This window comes from Rhodococcus sp. T2V, from assembly GCF_029269925.1.
In the GTDB taxonomy this organism is placed as follows: Bacteria; Actinomycetota; Actinomycetes; order Mycobacteriales; family Mycobacteriaceae; genus Rhodococcus_F; species Rhodococcus_F koreensis.
Map to the genome: position 1 here is coordinate 1 of NZ_JARJBD010000133.1, position 20,754 is coordinate 20,754.

At 67.6% G+C, this 20,754-nt stretch carries 11 protein-coding genes and 2 pseudogenes; 7 read left to right on the forward strand and 6 right to left on the reverse strand.

The window, feature by feature from the left end:
• Together P3H15_RS48915 and P3H15_RS48920 are read right to left on the reverse strand one after the other, a co-directional pair.
• A partial coding sequence (locus tag P3H15_RS48915; protein WP_276143952.1) for a serine hydrolase occupies nt 1-760 on the reverse strand: 760 nt, incomplete at its 3' end.
• Nucleotides 761-1,842: 1,082 nt separating this feature from the next.
• Complete coding sequence (locus tag P3H15_RS48920; RefSeq protein ID WP_276143953.1) at nt 1,843-2,145, reverse strand: hypothetical protein; 303 nt, start codon at nt 2,143-2,145, stop codon at nt 1,843-1,845.
• Between the two features lie 482 nt (nt 2,146-2,627).
• Here P3H15_RS48920 and P3H15_RS48925 point away from each other — a divergent pair, with 482 nt between their 5' ends.
• Nucleotides 2,628-2,867, forward strand: coding sequence for a hypothetical protein (locus P3H15_RS48925; RefSeq protein ID WP_276143954.1), 240 nt, complete (start codon nt 2,628-2,630; stop codon nt 2,865-2,867).
• A 143-nt stretch (nt 2,868-3,010) separates the two neighbouring features.
• Here the strand turns inward: P3H15_RS48925 and P3H15_RS48930 are convergent, their stop codons facing one another.
• Nucleotides 3,011-4,426 carry an NAD-dependent malic enzyme gene (locus P3H15_RS48930; protein ID WP_276143955.1) on the reverse strand — a complete coding sequence of 472 codons (1,416 nt, stop codon included), beginning with the start codon at nt 4,424-4,426 and terminating at the stop codon, nt 3,011-3,013.
• Nucleotides 4,427-4,625: 199 nt separating this feature from the next.
• On the opposite strand from P3H15_RS48930, the gene P3H15_RS48935 reads away from it, so the two are divergent.
• Complete coding sequence (locus P3H15_RS48935; protein WP_276143956.1) at nt 4,626-4,811, forward strand: hypothetical protein; 186 nt, start codon at nt 4,626-4,628, stop codon at nt 4,809-4,811.
• 260 nt (nt 4,812-5,071) lie between these two features.
• On the opposite strand, the pseudogene P3H15_RS48940 reads toward P3H15_RS48935, so the two are convergent.
• From P3H15_RS48940 to P3H15_RS55965, 3 genes and pseudogenes are all read right to left on the reverse strand, one after another.
• Nucleotides 5,072-6,461: pseudogene (locus P3H15_RS48940) on the reverse strand (IS1380 family transposase).
• Nucleotides 6,462-6,481: 20 nt separating this feature from the next.
• Entirely contained in the window at nt 6,482-6,895 is a 414-nt protein-coding gene (locus P3H15_RS55960) for a transposase (RefSeq protein ID WP_369426233.1), read from the reverse strand.
• A 256-nt stretch (nt 6,896-7,151) separates the two neighbouring features.
• Nucleotides 7,152-7,448: pseudogene (locus P3H15_RS55965) on the reverse strand (hypothetical protein); the annotation flags it as partial.
• On the opposite strand from P3H15_RS55965, the gene P3H15_RS48950 reads away from it, so the two are divergent.
• From P3H15_RS48950 to P3H15_RS48970, 5 genes are all read left to right on the forward strand, one after another.
• Nucleotides 7,374-7,670 (forward strand): DUF4193 domain-containing protein, encoded by a 297-nt coding sequence (locus P3H15_RS48950; RefSeq protein WP_276143958.1) that lies wholly within the window; start codon nt 7,374-7,376, stop codon nt 7,668-7,670. The pseudogene P3H15_RS55965 and the gene P3H15_RS48950 sit on opposite strands and share 75 nt — an antisense overlap.
• A gap of 16 nt (nt 7,671-7,686) precedes the next feature.
• Nucleotides 7,687-8,418: a hypothetical protein gene (locus P3H15_RS48955; protein WP_276143959.1), complete on the forward strand. Its 732-nt coding sequence runs from the start codon at nt 7,687-7,689 to the stop codon at nt 8,416-8,418.
• 1,139 nt (nt 8,419-9,557) lie between these two features.
• Nucleotides 9,558-9,878, forward strand: coding sequence for a hypothetical protein (locus P3H15_RS48960; protein WP_276143960.1), 321 nt, complete (start codon nt 9,558-9,560; stop codon nt 9,876-9,878).
• 68 nt (nt 9,879-9,946) lie between these two features.
• Complete coding sequence (locus P3H15_RS48965; protein WP_276143961.1) at nt 9,947-10,261, forward strand: hypothetical protein; 315 nt, start codon at nt 9,947-9,949, stop codon at nt 10,259-10,261.
• A gap of 97 nt (nt 10,262-10,358) precedes the next feature.
• A partial coding sequence (locus P3H15_RS48970; RefSeq protein WP_276143962.1) for a non-ribosomal peptide synthetase occupies nt 10,359-20,754 on the forward strand: 10,396 nt, incomplete at its 3' end.

Sequence of the window (20,754 nt, forward strand, 5' to 3'; positions counted from 1 at the left end):
TGCCGAACGAGTAGCCCTGCGGATGCGGTTCGGGGATCGAGGAGTCCGCGGGCGCCGGCAGCGAGGTGTGCGCGAGTCCGAGGGGTTCGAAGATGCGCTGTGCGAAGGCCTCGGCCGCCGACCTGCCGGTGAGCTGCTCGATGATGACGCCGAGCAGGATGATGTTGGTGTTGCTGTAGTCGAACCTCTCCCCGGGCGGGAAGTTCACCGGGTGGGAGAAGGCGATCGCCAGCAGCTCGTCCGGCGTCCACACCTTGTCCGGGTCCCGGTCGAGTGTCGCGTTGAACTGCGGGTCGAAGGTGTAGGAGTAGAGCCCGCTGTGCATATCCGACAGTTGCGCGATGGTGATCTTGTCGCCGTTCGGCACGCCCGGGCGGTACTTGGAGACCGGATCGTCGAGGCTGAGCCTGCCCTCCTGCACCAGTTGGAGGATGACCGTCGACGTCATCGTCTTGGTGTTGCTCCCGATCCGGAAGTGGTCGTCCATCGACATCGGCTTGTTCTCGTCGATCGTCGTCGTGCCGAATGTTGCCGACCAATCGCCCTGATCGGGCGAGGTGATCAGAACTACCGCTCCCGGAATGGCGTTGTCCTTCATCAACTGGTCGATCAGTGGTTCCAATGTCCCCGCGTACGCGGGCTCAGTGCCCGTGGTGGCTGTCGCCGACTGGATGGACGTCGGTTGGGACGTCCCGCACGCCGCGACCATCATCACGGCGGCCACGACGAGGCACGCCGCGATGGTCTTCGTGCGTTCCATGAGGTCGCCCGGTTCATGTGTCGTTCTGCGTGGGTGGGGGTGTGCGCGTGATGCCGATGTTCGCCAAGAGGTGCCCTCGCGACGGAAGCGGATTCCTGAGCACACCCTAGCGTCGTACAGGGAGGACTCGGGTGGATTTCGGCAGCAAGAACCTCGCACACGCGTTGGGTTACGTGCACCGAGTAGCGGCCGCCCGCGTTCAATGAACGGCCCGGGTAACTGTTCCCATGGCGTCCTGCGGGTCGGTGTCCTGACCGCCCCGACCGAGGAGTCCGGTAAATGCCGGGTTCCATTGCGGTGTTACTGGACTCGGGATGCGCCCACAAGCGGTTTCTCGTCGCCGTCAGTCGTCCAGCCCTGGCGACGAAGCGCGTGCATGTTGCCGCGGACCTGCTCGATCCTCGCTTGCGAGTTCCCAGGCCCGGTCTATCGGGCGTGGTGGCGAGTTCACATCGAATGCGGCGACGATGATGACCGCGCAGTGCCGGGCGGACAGGTAGGGATGGTGGGGCCCTCGCCGAGAAGTTCGGTGGTGTATCTCGACGAGGACGGGCGGCTTTCCTGCATTCCGCCACTTCGAGTGAGGCGAAGACCGGTGACACCCTCACCCACAACCTGGCGACTCCCAGCTGGGATCAGTGCGCGCGACGCCCCAGCTGAGGATCAACGCGGACGTCGTGCCGGCGTGGGCGGCTAGTTGATGCGTGGTCCCCGGACGCGTTCGGCGTTGCGCGGGGGGAAGGGTTCGCCATCGTTGTATCTGCGTTCGAGAACGGCGAGGTAGTGGGCGACGGCTTCGTCGACGAGGTCGGACCAACTTTCGGGAGCGCCGGCGATGTGGCCGATCGCGGCGACGGCATCCTTGCCATGCTCGACTCTGGCGGGCTCGATGGAGACGGATATCTGCGTCTTGCCTGCCGGGACCCTCGTGGTGGCCCTTTCTCGTCCAGGACCACCGGCTCCAGCTGGGGTTCGCCGAGGGTGGCCGCTCCCGTGTGACGTCCACGCCCTGTTCGACGAGGTTCGGCAAGCGCCGCTTGCGTTCGACGGGGCTGTTGGCGAGTCCGGGCTCACGTGTGTCACTATCGCGACGAGCACACAGGCCGCCACACACTGCCCAGACCGGTGATCCGTGACGGTCCCGATCTGCAGGATTCCGCGGATCGTTGTGTGGCAGCCTGCTTCTCCCGAATCGATGCCATCAGCTCGGTCAGGCCGGTGTCGGCCGCGATCAGCGCCGCGATGTAGTCGTTCGCGGTCATGCCGTGCGCCTTCGCGGCGCTGGCAGCTGCTTCCTTGAGCTCCGGTGGCACCAGCGCCTTGACCACCGCACGGGTTCCCTTACTGGGCCGCCCTCGGCGGCCGGACGCAACGATCTCGGCCATACCCGCAATTCCGGGACCAGAAAACCGAACGACCTAACCGCCACTCCACACCCCTCAGAATTTCTCGCGGCCGGTCATTGCTTTGTTCCGTCCACGACGTGCAGGGATCCAACGGCGCCGAGACGTCGCCACTGCCCGGGTCTCACACACCGCGACGATGCCGCCGTTCATCCCCCACCGTCGGAGACCCTGATTGGTGACCATCCCCATTGTTCTCACCCTCGCCTTCGCCCTGATCAGCGACCTCGGCGCCCACGTCACCACCGCGGCCGTTGCGGCCGACGAACTGCGGCGCGCGAACACTCACCGCCGCGCACAGGTTCCGGATGAGCCCGGCCCGCCAGCATGTCTTCCCCCGCAGCGAGGACAACAGATCAGGGTGAGGCCAATCGCCTCTCTAGCCACCCGTGCGGGGTCTGCGATCATGACCACGAGGGACCGAGACGGAATGCGCACTCGGCCTCACCCGAGGAGATCGCAGGGTGTCAGACTTCGACGGGCGCGAGTTCGAGCGGGTCGCGAAAGCCACAGTGGAACAGACGCTGCAACGAGTGATGGACCGGTTACAGCGCGAATGCACGGGCATGTCGGTCGAGGAGACGAAACGTCGCTTGGCCCAGGCGTGGGAGGATGCCACCGATGCGGCGATCACCGATCCCGAGTTGACGACGTACGCCACCCAGCTGGCCGCCGGCTCCCGGGTCATCGTCAGGCTCGAATAGCGGGGACGGGGACCATGTCCGTGGAGCGACCTGCCCCGTGCGGGACTCGTGCTCGATCGAGCCGTTCGTAGTGGCCGGCGCCGTTCCACCTCGAATCGTTCACCGGGAGAGGGGACCAGGCGCTCCCGTAGCCGGACTGATTCTCACGTCGATGGCACACCATCGGATCCCGGGCTATTGCCCCGCGCAGCCACTTCACCCACCGCCGCCGCCACCGCCGGCGCAACCCTCGCGTCGAACACGCTCGGCACGATGTAGGTGGCGTTGAGCTCGGACGGCAACACCCTGTCGGCGATCGCGCCGGCGGCCGCGATCAACATCTCGTCGGTGATATCGACCGCGTGCGCGTCGAGCAGGCCGCGGAACACCCCCGGGAAGGCGAGCACATTGTTGATCTGGTTCGGAAAGTCCGACCGGCCGGTGGCCACCACGGCGGCATGTTCGCCGGCGGCGACCGGGTCGACCTCCGGGACTGGATTGGCCAGCGCGAACACGATCGACTCGCCGGCCATCGCCGCGATGTCCTCGCCCGTGACAATGTTCGGTGCCGAGACCCCGATGAATACGTCCGCCCCGACCAGCGCGTCTCGCAACGATCCCGTCCGACCCTCCGGATTGGTGTGCTCGGCGATCCAGGTACGAAACTCGTCGGCGGTGTCGTCCGCGGACAAGATCCCGTTGCGCCCACAGCCGATGACGTTCGTCGCACCCTCGGCGACGAGCAACCGGATGACGGCGTGCCCGGCAGCGCCGACACCCGAGACCACGATCCGCGCCCTAGCGAGCGTCTTGCCGACCACTCGTAGCGCGTTGGTCAGGGCCGCCAGGACCACGATCGCGGTGCCGTGCTGATCGTCATGGAACACCGGAATGTCGAGAATCCCGCGAAGCCGCGCCTCGATCTCGAAACACCGCGGCGCGGAAATATCTTCAAGGTTGATACCGCCGTACACCGGAGCCAGTGCCCGGACGATCTCGACGATAGCATCCGGGTCCTGGGTGTCCAGGCATACCGGCCAGGCGTCCACGCCGGCGAATTGTTTGAACAGTGCGGCCTTGCCCTCCATCACCGGGATCGACGCCGCAGCACCGATGTTGCCCAATCCCAGGACTGCGGACCCGTCGGTGACCACGGCGACGGTGTTGCGTTTGATCGTCAGGCGGCGCACGTCCTCGGGATGTTCGGCGATCGCGGTACACACCCGGGCCACTCCAGGGGTGTAGGCGCGGGAGAGGTCGTCTCGGTGCGTGAGCGGAACGGTGGGATTCACCTCGAGCTTGCCGCCCAAATGCAGCAGGAAGGTACGGTCGCTGACTTTGCCCACGACCACGCCGGGCACCTCGGCGATCGCGGTCGCGATCTGGTCGGCATGCGCGGCGTCCGAAGCGTCGCAGGTGAGATCGATGACCATGTGGTCGGGGTGGCTCTCGGCCACATCGAGTGCCGTCATCGCGCCCTTCACCGACGCGATCGCGGCCGCTAAGGTCGACGGGGTACCGGCGCCGACCGGAGCATGGACGCGAACAGTGATCGAATAGCCGGGGCTGGGACTGGGCATGGAAGCTCCTGATCGAGTGGCAAGCAGTAGGTGCCAGCGGCGGCGCGACCCGATCGGCACGTACGCACCGACGACCCCACCGCACACCTTCAGTCTGCGCGGCGGCACCGACCCGGACAAGACCACACCCCGAGACACTCGGTGTTGCCCTCCGCAACGTTTCCCTCCGCACCGGTGACTCCTGTCATACGATCAGCCGATGCTGGGACCGGGCGCCCTCCCCCAGTCCGTTGCACGAGTCGCCTACCGGCTGGTGCGGATCCCGCTGCAGCTGATCGAGGACATCGCACTGTGCGACCTCGCCGCCGCTCATCTCCTCGACGACCCCGGCGCCGCCGCTCGCGCCGCCGCCCTCTTCACGCGCACATCGCCGCCGTCCGGATGATCCGCGCCCGCCGCCGGCACCGGGCACCCTGCGCGGACGTAATTCAACTCGACCGGCACCGTGCATGATCCCGCCGCCGGCGACCCTAACCTCGATCTTTCCTGAGTCGCCTGGATCGGCGTGAGCGGTTTCGGATTGGTGGTCGCTGCCGCTGATCCGGTGTCGGGCAACGATGAGCTACCGACACGGTCGGGTGGCGTCGGGGTCCACGGCCCCGGAAGACGTTTCCCTTTCGTCTCGGATGACCGGGTTGATGCTGGTCAGGTCGATGCGGGTCGCGCACTGAGGTGGTCGAGGCCTCGGGTGAGCAGGCGGGCCCAGGGTGCTCGGGCGGCGAGTTTGAGGTGGGTGCGGTGGGTGATCCGCCCGGCGATCAACCACAGGCGCAGGCGCAGCCGTTTCGGCTTCCACTTCCGGGCGGGGTGCTCGTGCAGAGTGAGCATCTGGGTCCACGCGACAAGTTCGCAGGCGAATTGCACGACGGCGAGCCAGACCCGGTTCTGGTCGAACCCGTGCAGCGAAAGGTTCTCCAGACCGGTGGCTTTCGCGTTCGGCGATGCGGTCCTCGCAGCGGGCGCGGCGGCGGTGGCGTAGTTCGAGGTCGGGGAGCCCGCCGTGGCGGGTGTTGGCGGGTGAACGCGGTCAACCGCAGCCCGTCGTGGTCGGTGAACCGTAGCTGCGCGCCAGGGTGGGGCGTTCCTTGCGCACGACAAGCCGCATCCCGGCCGGCCATGACGACAGGTCGACCAGATCGGTGAGTGCGGCAACCCAAGCGGCGCCTGGGACCTGCCCGTCGGCGTCGTAGGCGGGTGTCCATCCGTCCTGCGGGATCGCGGAGATCTCGGTGACCATGGCGTCGGTCAGCCCGAACCCGATCGAGTACGACAGCCGTCGCTTGGTCAGATATTCGAGGAACGCGTGGCTGCCGCCGGCACCATCGGTGCGGATCGACGATCGTTCGGCCGACCCGATATCCCGGATCGCACGGCAACTGCGCCAACGCCTTCTTGACGACGGTGATGTGGTCGGCGGCGGTGTTCGAGCCGGCGTTGCCAGCTCGCAGCAGCATCGCCACCGGTTCCCCGGTGCCCTCGCCACCGTGGTCGACGAACGCGCACAACGGGTGGAATCGAAAAGCCGCGTTTGAAGGTCGGTGCCGCGTGTTCCTTCTCCGAATGCGCTGTGACGAGGGTGGCGTCCAGGTCGATGATCAAAGGGTGGTGTTCGTCGATGTCGTCGTCGGGGTGCCCGGTCCCCGTCCGCGGACCACGCGGCCGCGCGGACTGCGGCACGGGCTGCGTCGATCGCCGAAAGGGCCATATCGGCGTCGGCGGCGAGGGTGGCGATCAAGCGGGAGACCGTCGGATCGGAGGCGACCGGACCGAACACCTCCGGATGCGCCCGCAACTGGGCGATGTCGGCGAGGCAGTCACCGCCGACCGCCAACGCGACCGCCAGATCGAGCATGATCTTGCCGGGATCGCGGCGCGACAACGGCTTTCGCCAGGGAGACAGGGCCACCGACAGTGCATCGGTCAACCCCGTCTTCTCGGCAATGCGCAACAGCAGAACCGAGCCGACACGCGACACGACCCCGGTTCCGGTGGCCAATGCGGACAGACGTGGGTATGGGGACGTAGACCTGCCCACCTGAAAGACATCCCATGTTGCTAGGAAGTCAAGTGGCATCTTCTTTTTGAGGCTGTCAAACCAGCCTTGGCGGGAGTAGTCCAGGCGATGTGTTCGTCGTAGACACTCTCCGATGCGAGGCATCCGTGCAAGATGCCCACGAATCGGTTGGCAAGGTGGCGTTGTGCAGCGTTGTGTTCGACGCCGCGGTGTCGTTGCGTGTCGTAGTAGGCGCGAGCTCCGGGTGAGACCCTGATAGCGGTGAATGCCTGACGGGTCAGCGCATCGAGAAGTCTGTCGTTGTGGACGTAGCGGCGCGAGACGGCAGACTTCTTGCCTGATGCTCTGGTGATGGGGCTGGTCCCGGCAAAAGTTCCTGCTGGCCTTGCCTGTGAGGTAGCGACCGGGCGCGTCACCGAACTCGGCGAGCACGCGCGCCCGACAATTGATCCCATGCCGGGCAGAGAGGTGATGATCGCCGCCTGGGGGTGGCTTTCGAAGGCCGTGGTGACCTGTTCGTTGAGAATTTCGATGTGGGTATCGATGGTGGCGATCACGGCCAACGTCGCGACCGTGGCGGCGGCGTGGGCGGCTTCGAGTGCGCCGGGTTGGGTCAGTCGTCCCGGGGCGCGGAGTGCGGTGCGGATCTTCGTTGCACGTTCGTCGATCGTCCGCCGATGTGCTCGTTTGAGTACGGGCAAGTATCTTCAGGCCCTCGACCTCGACGGAGTCGTCGGCCACCGGACGCAACTGCCGACGGTCGGTTCGGACGATATCTGCCAGCACGTGCGCGTCGCCAACATCGCCTTTGGCGCCGGCGAGGGATTTGTCATCCGGGACGGGCACAAAACGGCGCGCCCGGACGTTCTCCTTATCATCACCGCTCCCACCATCCGGTGAGACTCCGGTGACGACCCGACCCCAGGAGCAGTCATGGCCACCGACTACGACACACCCCGCCGGACCCGCCCCGACGAGCCCGACGAAGAATCGCTCGACGAACTGCACCTGCGCCGCGGCACCACCCGCTCCACGGTCGACGACGTCGACGAACCCGACACTGCCGAATCATTCGAACTGCCCGGCGCCGACCTGTCGGGAGAGGAACTGAGCGTCCGGGTCATCCCGAAGAAGGCCGACGAATTCACCTGCACCAGCTGCTTCCTCGTCCAACACCGCAGCCGCCTCGCCGACAGCGAGCAAATGATCTGCCGCGACTGCGCCGGCTGACCCACCCGGCGCGGCGATGCCCGCCACCAGCCGCAACCTCGAACAACGGCTGCGTCACCTCGGGGAGCACCGTACGCATCTGGCGGCCGCCCTCGACCTGCTCGTCGACTCGCATCTGGCCACCGGAAACGTCGAGGAGGGCGGTGCCGCTGCCCGGCGGCTGACCGACATCGCGTCATCGATGGACAGCGCGCAGGCACGCCAGATCCTCGACCGGCGGCTCTACGCCGTGCTCGGCACCGAGAACGACGACCGGTCTCCCGCCCTGTTCCTTCCCGACAACGGGCGAATCCTTATCGCGACCCCTGGCAAGGCCCGCAATGTCGCAGCCCGTCCGCACGGCGCGGTGCTCGTCCAGACCCCCGACGCCGCGTGGGCATTCGGGTCCGGCCCGGCCACCATTGTGCCAGGCACAGACGCCAACGGCCTCAACGAGCGAATCCGTGCCAAATATCTCACGGACCACGGCCACCGAGCGTGCGGCGACCTGCTCCCCGAAATGGACGACATCACCCTCCTCTGCAGGACGTTGGGATCGAGACCTAGACAGGGAAGGAGTCACCGAACGGCGGCCCAATCGTCGGCCGGGACCACCAACGACCTTCGGTGTCCGCCCGGGCTCCTGCTGCCTGCGCGTAGCTGTAGAGCTGCTGCATCGGCCATTCCGTCACGTCGAGGAGGGCCACGAGTTGATGCGTGCAGATTCCCTCGTTCGCTGCGACCGCGCGGGCGATGCGTGCTCTTGTGACGGCACCGCTCAACGTCGTGTCATAGTGACCGCCCGGTGCGCAGTTCTGGGTGATTCTGCATTCTTCAGGGCTGCTCATCGTCCCGGTTCCGCTTCCTGCAACGTCCCAACGTGGGACTGATGGTTCTCAAACCGCTTTACGTAAGGCAATCGCTCGGCAAGCTCGAGTCGGCAGCTCCGACGCGAAGCCCGCCTGAGGATTCACACTCTACGAATCCGGCGTTCGCTCACCGTTCGCGTCGTCGCCCCGGCGAACGGTTCCCGCCCGATCCGAGTGATCAAGGTCTGCGTGTTCTCTGGGTATACCGACCACGACGCCCTCAACCATCACTCCCGATACAGACTCGCTCGGGCCCGGATGGTCGTCGTATGCACCGTCAAGTCGTATGCACCGTCAATGTGCAGACGATCGGTGACCCCGCTGCTGAGGAAGCCCGGCGGGCGGTGGCCACGTGCGTTCCTCAAAGTCAGCCACCGCGCAGTTGTGCGCCAGTCCGACTCGTCTCTAATTCGTTCGATATCTTCAGTCGGTCTCCTCGCGCCTTCGAGGTAGATCACTATGCTTCCAACCATGAATGCTGCGTGGTGAACAGGTAACGGTCTGCGCGTCCATGACGCAGGCGGTGGCGCCGATCCAGGTGAAGCGAGCTCTCGAACAGGCCGGTGACGAGGTGCAGTACACGTTGCTCGCCGGTGATCAGACGCCCTCGAACAGAGAAAGGGCCCTGGCAGACTCCGCGTCTTCTCACGGCCCACGGGCACCACACAAGACTGGTTTATCCTTCTCGAAGATCGTGAATTCCACTGTTGCAACGCGACTTCGATCACGGCATGGACTGTCGACCCCGGTCACCACCACCAACTCGGTTCCGACCTCGGCGAGGACCGAGTTGACCACGCCTGCGTTCGATTCGTCGGTGGCACGGTCGAATTCGTGCGCGCAGATCCTGCGCAACATATGCGCCCGGGGTCGTAGCCGCCTTGATGACAGCTGTGAGCAGGGTCGGGTGCCGGCGCCACCGCCGCCGGAGTTCCTCGATCGTCTGCTCGGTTACCCCTCCACAGTCGCACGGGCGAGCTACCAGCCAAGACGAGTGCATCGGCCCCGACCGCGATCGTTGCCCTTCTCGGATTCAGCCATGCGCGCGGCGTGGCCGCCGACCGAGCGGGAAGAGGAACTACGGTTCATCGACCGCGCCCTGCGCCGGACACACGGGCCGGGTGGGGTGATCCTCGCGGACGCGGCGGGGGTGGGCAAGACCCGGCTCGCGCGGGAGGCGCTGACGGTGGCCGCGCGGCGGGGAGCGGTGGCCCCGCTGGGTTCCGGCGACGGCACCCGCACGGGTACTACCACTGGGTCCGTTCGCCGAGCCGGCCGCCTCGGCCGCGTCCGTAATGAACTCACCCACCGGCCATCCTCGCCCAGAACGTTTGAAAGATCGCCGGGAACCATCCAATGAGAATATTTGGCCACTCGATCGGTCGGCGGCGCGGTCGCACCCGGCCGCGGTGTTCGTACCCGACATCAGTGCCCCGGTACAGCGACTACTGCAGTCGCACGTACGAGTCCACGACGCCGATCTCCACCGCCCACGACAGCGTCGCCGCGGCCGTCTTCCTCGTCGACGCGGCCACCTCGACGACCCGGACCGAGCGCTCCGGGGGTCCGGTGGGCCGCTCGGGTTGCGCAACCCTTGGGGGTTCGACCGGCGATCGGCACCGCGCCGCGTCACCGTTTCGTGACGTCGGTCGACCGCGTGCTCGGGTCGGCGCCGGGCGAGTCCTGACCGGCGGCACCCAGTGCAGGCGGGGCATCGCCGCAGGTGACAGCACATACTGGTAGTAACGGACCTGGTGGCGCCCGCGATATAAATCAACTAAGCCGAAAACGTACGACCCCAGGGCAACCCTTCTCAGTTGCTGTCGGGAGGTTCCAGTAAGTGGATAACACCAACAGGAGCGACGCGACCGCTCGCAGTCGTCGCGATGCCTTCCCACTGACGTCCGCGCAGCGCGGAATCTGGCTGGCTCAGCGCCTCGCTCCCAACGTTCCGAGGTGCATCGCGCAGTACGTCGAGGTGCGCGGAGGCCTGGATCTCGCGGTCCTCGACGACGCGTCGGTGACCGCGGGCCGCGAGTTGCAGTCGGCGTTCCTGCGTGTGTTCGAAATCGACGGGGAGCCGTTCCAGACCGTCGACCCGACCATCGAGCTGTCGACCGGATATGTCGACCTCGGGGGCGAGGCCGACCCTGTTGCGGCGGCCCACGCCTGGATGACGCGGGATTTCACCGCGCCTCTCGACCCGATGCGGGACCGGCTGGCGACATCGACCGTGTTACGAGTCGGTGACGATCACTACCTGTGGTACAGCAGAATTCACCATGTCGCACTGGACGGTTACGGAGCGATGACGCTGGTGAACCGGATCGCCGAGCTGTACACCGCCCACATGGAGGCACGGACGCCGGAACCCGCCGGTGCCGCAGATCTGCGCACCCTTCACCGTCTCGACGAGGAGTACCGGTCGTCGACGCGCTACGAGTCCGATCGCGCCTACTGGCGGGAGCACTTCTCCGGTCTCCGTTCGAACTCGAGTCTGTCGCCGACCGTGGCACCCGCAGTCGCGGAAAGCATTCTCGAGACGACCACCCTGTCCGCGTCCGCGACGGAGCGACTGGACCGTTCCGGCGAGCGGCTCGGTGTGCCGGCGGCGACCGGAGTGATCACCGCCTTCGCCACGTATCTCGCCCGCATGACCGGACGGGACGACGTGCTCGTCGACCTCCCGGTGTCGGGCCGCACCACCGCACTGCTGCAGCGATCGGGCGGGATGCTCGTCGGGCTCGTTCCACTGCAGGTGTCCACCGCACCCGACGACACCGTGGCCACTCTCACCCGCCGGGTGCACCACGAAATTCTGGGCGCTCTCCGTCATCAGCGATTCACTTTGCAGGACATCCGGCGCGATGTCGACGCGGCGGACTCGCTGTCCGGGCCGATGGTCAACGTCATGCTCTTCCACCCCCGGATCCAGCTCGGACCGCTCACCGGAGACTTTCACGTGGTCACCTCGGGGCCGGTGGAGGATCTGCTGGTCAATGTGTACCGCACCGCCGCTGGCGGGCGGATGGTCGTCGAGTTCCGCGGGAACCCCCACCGCTACTCCCGGGAAGAATTGGCTCGTCACCATCGGTCGTTCGTGGCCCTCCTCGCGGAGTTCCTCGCGGCGGATCCCGGCGATCGGGTGGCCGAGGTGCACACGGAGACCGCGCACGATGGTATTCGGAGACGCAGGCGCACAGCAGATCTGGACTATTGGCGGACGATGCTTTCCGACCTGCCTCACAACCAGCCTCTTGCCCGCGACTACACCCACCGGGCAGGCACCGTCGACAGCCGCCGCGAGCACGTCGAAGCGCGCGTGACCGCGGACCTGCATCACCGGATCGAGACCGTCGGACGGGACTGCCCGTTCGCCGCGTATACCGTCACGCATGCGGCCCTCCGAGCACTGCTCGCTCGTCTCGGTGGGGTCCGCGACGTCGTCCTCGGGACACCCGCGGGCTCACGCGGATGGCCACTGCTTCTTCGTACCCGGGTCGACGGCACCGAATCGTTCACCGAGCTCCTCGAGCGCGCGCGCACGACCGAGCTCGGTGCGTTCACCCACGCCGACGTCACCTTCGAGGAGGTCGCCGCCGCACTCGGATCTCCAGCACCCACCGCGGGTCGACACCCGTTCCAGGTCGGATTCGACGTGCAGACCAGCGATCACCCACGCGAACCGGACGGCCGGTCCGACGAGGGCGCCGACCTCTGGATCCACGTCGTCGAACACCCCGGATGTGCCGGGCTCGACCTCCGACTGACCTTCGCGCGGGAGTTCTTCGAGCCGTCGACGATCCACGGATTCGCCGACCGTCTTCTCCGGCTGCTCGCCCAGGTCACGGCACACCCCGACATCCCGGTCGCGGATCTCGACCTGTTGAGTTCCGCCGAACGGCGCCGGCTCGTGCCCGCGCGTGGCGACCCGGGAGTTCCGCCGCGCACGCTGCCCGACCTCTTGGTAGATGCGGCACACCGCGACCCCGACGCGATCGCCGTCGTCGACGCTGCTGGCGACGGTATCGGCATCACGTACCGTCGGCTGGACGACGACTCCACCCGGCTCGCCCGCCTTCTCCTCTCCCGGGGTGCCGGCCCCGAAACCGTGGTCGCCCTCGCGCTCCCGAGATCCGTTGATCTCGTCCGCGCCGTGTGGGCGGTCGCGAAGTCGGGGGCCGCCTTCCTGCCCGTCGATCCCGGATACCCCGAAGCCCGCATCGCGCACATGCTCTCCGATTCCGGTGCGACTCTCGGAGTCACTGTCAGCCGCCACCGGGGTGGCCTACCCGGTGACGTCGAGTGGATCGAATTACACGACCGCAACGTCGAGGACACCCTGTCCGACCGCATCGATACCCCGGTCGGCGACGCCGACCGCCCCCGGCCGTTGCGGTGGGACCATCCCGCCTATCTCATCTACACCTCGGGATCGACCGGCGTCCCCAAAGGGGTGGCCGTACCCCACCGGGGGATCGCGAATCTGATTGCCGCACAGATTGAAGGGCTCGACGTGCCGCCGACCGCGCGAGTGGCCCAGTTCGCGTCGCCGAGCTTCGACGCCTCACTGTTCGAACTGCTCGCGGCTGCCGGATCCGGAGCACGCGTGGTGATCGTCCCGCCCGCCGTGGTCGGTGGTACGGATCTGGAGCGAGTACTCACCGAACATCAGGTGACCCACGCCGTACTCACCCCGACCACCCTTGCCACGCTCGAACCCGGTGGCGTACCAACCCTGTCGCATCTCACCGTCGCCGGCGAGGCCTGCCCGCCAGAAGTCCCGTTGACATGGGCAGCGGGGCGCCGCGTCGTCAACGCCTACGGGCCCACCGAGGCGACAATCATGTCAACCATCAGCGCACCGCTCGTGCCGGATGAGCCGATCACCCTCGGTGCGCCGGTATGCGGGTTCGAGGTCGTCGTGCTCGACGACCGAATGCACCCGGTTCCGCCAGGCACCATCGGCGAGCTCTATCTCGCCGGCCCAGGCCTCGCGCGCGGGTACCGAAACCGCGCCGGACTCGATGCCGTCCGCTTCGTGGCCGCGCCCTTCGGGGCGCCGGGGACGCGAATGTACCGGACCGGAGATCTGGTGCGATGGCGCATCCGAGGCGAAGGGGATCCATCCACCGCCCTCGACCTCACCTACGTCGGGCGCAGCGACTTCCAGGTGAAGATCCGCGGGTTCCGCATCGAACTCGGTGAGATCGAGGCAGTCCTGCGTGCCGACCCGAGCGTGGCGTTCGCCGTCGCAACCGCGGCGACCGACCCGCACACGGGAGATGCCGCGGTGATCGCCTACGTTCGCCCGGCCGAAGGGCGGCGCGTCGATGCCGGGGAGGTGCGGCGTCGGCTCGCGCGCACACTGCCCGCGCACATGCTCCCGGCCGCGGTCGTCCCCATCGACGTCATTCCGCGCACCCCGAGCGGCAAGCTGGACCGTGCCGCGCTCCCGGCGCCGACCTTCGCCCCGCGGCGCGGCGCCGGCCACCGGCCGCGCACGCCGACGGAAGACACGATCGCGTCGGTGTTCGAGACCGTTCTCGGTGTCGCGGGCGTCGGCGCGGACGACGACTACGTCGATCTCGGCGGAGGTTCCCTGGCGGCCACCCGGGTGGTGGCACGGCTGAATTCCGCGCTGGAAACGTCGCTGGATGTCCGCGATCTCTTCGAGCACCCGACGGTCGCCGCACTCGCCGGTGTCGCCGAGAGCCGGCGCAGCTATGACCCCGAGCGGCCTCCGCTCCACAGGTTCCCCCGTCCCGCCAGGATTCCGCTCTCCCCGGCCCAGGAACGGATGTGGTTCGTCAACCAGTACGACCCGCACTCCCCGGCCTACGACATTCCGCTGGTCGTCCGGCTCACCGGGCACCTCGACGTCGGGGCCCTCGTGGCAGCGATCGCAGATGTCGTCGAACGGCACGAGTCCCTCCGCACGGTGTACCCCGCCTCGGACGACGGACCACATCAGGTGATCCTGCCCGCCGAACGGGCGCTGCCCCGGGTCGAAAGCGTGTGGGTCGACGGTTCGACCGACCTCGACGCGCACGTCGCCCGGGCCGCGGCAGCGCCGTTCGACGTCACGGTCGACGCGCCGCTGCGTGCGTCTCTGTTCACGATCAGCGAGACCGACCACGTGCTGGCCCTGGTGATCCATCACATCGCGGCCGACGGTGCGTCGGCCGGTCCGCTGGCTCGTGACCTCTCCGCCGCCTATCGTGCCCGGATCGACGGACGCGCCCCCGCCTGGGAGCCGCCGGCCGTGCAGTACGTCGACTACGGATTGTGGCAACACGCGGTGTTGGGTCGGTCCACCGATCCCGACAGCCTCGCGTCGCGGCAACTCGACTACTGGAGTGAGTCGCTTCGTGGATCGACGCCCCTTCTCGCGCTGCCGACCGACCGTCCCCGCCCGCAGCGGCGGTCCCTGCACGGTGGCCGAGTGGGCTTCCACCTGCCTTCGGAGCTGCACACCGCCATGCGGGCACTGTCTCGAACCTGCACGTCGACACTCTTCATGACGTGCCACGCGGCGCTGGCAGTCGTGCTCGCTCGGCTCGCCGGCACCGACGATGTGAGCATAGGCACCCCGGTCGCGGGACGTGGGGAGCCCGCGCTCGACGACGTGGTGGGCATGTTCGTCAATACGCTCGTCCTGCGCACCCGCATCGATCCCGCGGCGGCCTTCGCCGACACCGTGCGCGCCGTGCGGGATGTCGACCTGGGCGCGTTCGCACACGCCGACTATCCGTTCGAGAAATTGGTGGACGCCCTCGAACCTGAACGCACGGAAAGTCGTTCACCGCTGTTCCAGGTACTTCTCGAATTCCAGAACGTCCTGCCCGCCGGACACGAGGCGAGGGAGCTCGACCTGCCCGGTCTGCACGTCACGGCCGTCGGCTACGATCCGAAGATCTGTAAGTTCGACCTGCAGGTGTGGCTCAGTGAACGCCTCGATGACGGCGGGCGGCCGCAGGGAATCGACGGCGGAATCGTATACGCCACCGATCTGTTCGACGAGAGGACGGTGCGTGGTCTTGCCGACCGACTCGTCCGCGTCCTGAGGATCGTGACCACAGAGCCGGACACCGTGGTCGGGAACATCGATCTGCTCACCGATCGGGAACGCGACGTCGCACTCCATTCGTGGACGGCCCCGGACGAACCGGGCCCCGCGACGACGCTGCCGGAGGAATTTGCGCGTACGGCGGCACGGCAACCAGGCGCCGTCGCACTGTCGTGCGGGGGTGACATGCTGTCGTACGGCGAGCTCGCCGACCGGGTGAACCGAATCGCCAGGTTCCTCAACGAGCACGGAGCGGAACCGGAACGCCTCGTCGCCGTGGCGATTCCCCATTCGATGGACTACGTCGCCGTCACATTGGGCGTGCTCGCGGCGGGGGGCGTGTGCCTACCACTCGATCCCCGATGGACGTCGACCACGCAACTCTCCCGGACGATCACCGACGTCGGCGCTGCGATCGTTGTGACGACATCCACTGTGGCAAGAGATCTTCCCCACGTTCACGCCCCCACCCTCGTCCTCGACGCGCCGGACACCGTCGCCGCCCTCGCGCGCAGTTCGGGTCGCCCCCTCACCGCCGACGACGACGGCGCCGGCCCCAGCCCCGATGCGGCCGCCTACGTCCTGCTCACGCGCGGGTCGACCGCGCTGCCGAAACCGGTGTCGGTGACGCACCGTGCAGTACTGTCGGCACTGGCACGTCCCGCCGTCGCGGTCGGCGAGGTGTGGGCGAAGGTCCCGGTCTTCACGCCCGGCGTCACTGTCCTGACCCCGTGGAGCGCATTCCTCCACGGGGGTCGGCTCGAGGTGGTCGACGAGGCTACCGTGTCCTCACCGCCCGCCCTGTCCGACCTGTTGCACCGTAGCGGTGTGACCATGCTCGTCCAGAGTCCGGCCGCGTACGAGCACCTGTCCCGAGCAGGGGAATCCGCGGCGGCGGGCGAGCGCCGCTCGGTGTTCCTGACCGGTGACCCCGTCGACGCCGCGGTCGCGGCTGTCCCCGACGTCGTCGGCTCCTACGCGTCCGTCGAAGCGGTCTGGATCGCCGCTGCCACCGACCGTGCACCGGCATCCGATGCCGACCGGATGGAATACCGGCCCGGGCGAGGACGTAGATTCGCTGTCCTCGACGACCGCCTCACGCCTGTCCCGCCGGGAGTCGTCGGCGAGTTGTACATCGGTGGACCCGCGCTCGCTCGCGGCTACCACTGCCGGGCCGCCGCGACGAGCACCCACTTCGTGGCGAGTCCCTTCGGCCCGCTCGGCGAACGTATGTTCCGCACCGGTGACGCCGCTCGCCTCACGCCGACCGGAGGCCTGAACATTTTGTGTCGCCGCGATTTCCAGACGGAACTGCGCGGATTCCGCATCCCGCTCGACGACATCGACACCGTCCTCACCGCGCATCCACAGGTCTCGAATACGGTCACCGTCGACCACACCCCGCGCGCCGGACAACCAGCCCTCGTGACGTATGTCGTTCCGGCACCCGGATCCGCGCCGTCCGCCTCCGACGTCCGCGACCACGCCGCCATGATCCTGCCCCCGCCGTGGGTCCCGGGCACGGTCGTCGTCCTGGACCGGTTGCCCGTCACCGCGACCGGGGACGTCGACCTCGACGCCCTTCCCGTTCCCGAGGAACTACGGCACTCCCCCATCTACCACGCCCCGGCCACCCCGACCGAGAAGACCGTGTCGAGGGTGATCGCCCAGGTTCTGGGTATCGGTGGCGTCGGCGTCGACGACAACTTCTTCGAACTGGGTGGCACGTCGCTCGACGCGGCGAAGGTGGTCGCCCGAATCGATTCGGCGTGCGGGACCCGGATCGGGATTCGTTCTCTCTTCGAGGCGCCCACGGTTCGCGGACTCGCCTCCGTCCTCGACGCGAGCGAAGTGCACCCGGACAGACCCACCCTGGGACGACGGGTCCACACCGAACCCGCACCGGTGTCGTTCGCGCAGCAGCGGATGTGGTTCGTCAACCAGTTCGACGTGACGTCGGCCGTCTACAACATTCCGATGGTGGTCCGGATGACCGGTCGCCTCGACCTCCCCGCACTGCACGCTGCCCTGCTCGACGTCCTCGTCCGGCACGAACCGTTGCGGACGGTCTACCCCTTGGCCGCCACCGGACCGGTGCAGGTCGTCCTCCCCGCAGAGGGTGTGTCGCTCGATCTGGCGCCCGTCCCCGTGCCCGACGCAGCGCAAGTCTCCGGCCTCGTCGACGAAATCGTCGCTGAGGGGTTCGACGTCACGGTCCGTCCGCCGATCCGCATCCGACTGTGGCAACTCGACGACCACGACCACGTCCTGGCTGTCGTCGTGCACCACATCGTCGCCGACGGGGCATCGCTGTCTCCCCTCGCGCGCGACCTCTCCGCCGCGTACACCGCGCGCCGCACCGGCGTTGCTCCCGTATGGGAACCGTTGGCGGTGCAATTCTCGGATTTCGCGGTGTGGCAGCGGGAGGTCCTCGGGTCCGTGACCAATCCGGCGTCTCCGGTGGCGCGGCAACTCGACTTCTGGCGCGCGGCGCTCGCGGATCTTCCCGAGCGGGTGGAGTTGCCTCTGGATCGGCCGCGTCCCGCGTCCGCGTCGTATCGGGCCGCAGCGGAGTCGTTCGTGGTGCCCGAGACGACGTATCGCCGGCTCGTGGACTTCGCTCGCACCCACGACACGACGACTTTCGTCGTCATCCACGCAGCCCTGGCCGTGTTGCTGTCCCGGCTCGCCGCCACCCCGGACGTCGTCGTCGGGTCGCCGACCGCCGGCCGTGGCGAACAGGCGCTCGATCCCCTGGTCGGCATGTTCGTCGGCACACTCGTTCTGCGCACGACCATCGATCCGTCGTCCCCGTTCGGTGTGGTCCTGGCGGCGGTGCGCGACGCCGATCTGGCGGCCTTCGCGCACGCCGACATTCCGTTCGAAACCCTCGTGGACGAACTCCACCCTCCGCGTTCGACGGCCAGTCATCCGTTGTTCCAGGTGATGCTGTCGTTCCAGAACATCGAGCCGCCACGCCTCGACCTGCCCGGTCTCGAGGTGCATGTCGCGGACCTCGAGCCCCGGGTGTCGCCGTTCGACCTGAATCTGGTGTTGCGTGATCAACCGCCCGAGGACGGGTCGGGGACGGGTATCAGCGGGCAGATCGTATACGCCACCGATCTGTTCGACGCCTCCACGATCCGTGGCTTTTCCGGCCGGCTCCTTCGCGTGATCACCGCGGGCCTGACGAACCCCGATGTCGTGGTAGGCGACATCGACATCCTCGACGACGCCGAGCGAGGGCTCGTCCTCGACCGGTGGAACGCCACGGCCCACGACCTTCCGGCCTCGACGATCGTGGAAATGTTCGAGGCACGGGTCGCGGCGACACCCGACGCACCGGCCGTCCGATATGAGGATCGAACCCTCACCTACGCCGAACTCGACACGTGGTCGACCCGGCTGGCGCGCTCCTTCCTCGGATACGGCATCGGCGCCGAATCCGTTGTAGCTCTGACACTCCCGCGCTCCGTCGAGTTGCTCGCTGCGATGTACGCGGTGGTAAAGTCCGGTGCAGCGGTGCTCGCACTCGATCCCAGCCACCCCACCGACCGCATCGAAGCACTGATCCAGTCCGCGTCGGCGGCTCTCGTCGTCACCACCGGTGTCGCCGATGTACCCGCTCCCACCGGGGTTCCGGTGGCACGGTTCGACGACATCGACCACGAGGCCCGAGACGTCGCACCGGTGACCGACGTGGACCGCGGCGTACCGCTGTACCCCGACAACCTGGCGTACGTGGTCTACACATCCGGCTCGACCGGCACCCCCAAAGGCGTGGCGATATCCCACGCGGCGATAGCGAATCAGCTGGCCTGGTCGCAGGCACAGCTGCCGATACGCGAGCAGGACCGCACCGTGCAGAAGGCTCCGATCGCCTTCGACGTCGCCATCTGGGAGTGTTTCGCGGCTCTGTGTTCAGGAAGCGTCCTGTTCCTCCTGCCCCCGAATCGGCAGCTCGACCTCGACTATCTGTCCGGCCTCCTCGACGCAATGCAGATCACGCTGGTGGAGTTCGTGCCCTCCCTACTCGACCTGTTCGTGAACGATCATCGGCACACCTTCCCCGGGTCGCTGCGCCGGGTCCTGACCGGGGGTGAGGCGATCAGTGCGCGGACGGCGGGCAACGTGCTCGCCCGCGGCGTCCGCCTCGGCAACATGTACGGTCCCGCAGAGACGACCGTGACAGCGACATATCACGACGCCGCGACCGACCGGGCCGCCACCACGGTGCCCATCGGGTCACCGGTGTGGAACACGCAGGTGTTCGTCGTCGACGGTCGGTTGCACCCCGTCGTCCCCGGGGTAATCGGCGAAATGTACCTCGGCGGTGCCCAGTTGGCCCGGGGATATCTCGGCAGGCCCGGCATCACGGCCGGCCGGTTCGTCGCGAATCCGTTCGGCGCCCCCGGCTCCCGCATGTATCGAACCGGAGACCTGGCCCGCTGGAACGCCGATGGGCAACTGGACTACCACGGCCGCACCGACTTCCAGGTTCAGCTCCACGGCTACCGGATCGAGCCCGGCGAGGTCGAATCCGTCCTCCTGCGTCACCCCGGGGTCGCGCAGGCCGTGGTGGTGCTGCGGGCCGATCGCAACGGGGTACACCATCTCGTCGGATACGTCGTCCCGGTCCCCGGCATCGAGGTGGCAGAGGAGGAACTGCTCGACCACATGAGGTCGCTTCTTCCCTCGCACATGATTCCGTCCGCGGTCATCCCACTGTCGACGCTCCCGTTGACGTCCCACGGGAAGGTCGACCGGAACGCACTGCCGGTTCTCGACTTCACGACCCAGGCTGCGGAATTCCGCTCGGCCGGAACAGCTGCCGAAAAGACGTTGGTGAACCTGGTCGGCGACGTGCTCGGCCTCGAGTCCGTGGGTATCGACGACTCGTTCTTCGCGCTCGGCGGCGACAGTATCATGGCGATCCAATTGACGGCACGCGCGAAGACAGCCGGGCTGGCGCTCACTCCGCGGGATGTGTTCGAGCGCAGGACGATCGCCCGGCTCGCGCGCGCGATCTCGACACGGCCGGGGCCGAGCGCGATCCTCGCTGAGCTTCCGGGCGGAGGGATCGGCTCGTTCCCGCTGCCACCGGCCGCGCGGTGGTTGCTCGAACGCGGCGGCAACCTCGACACGTACTGCCAGGCAGTCCTGCTCA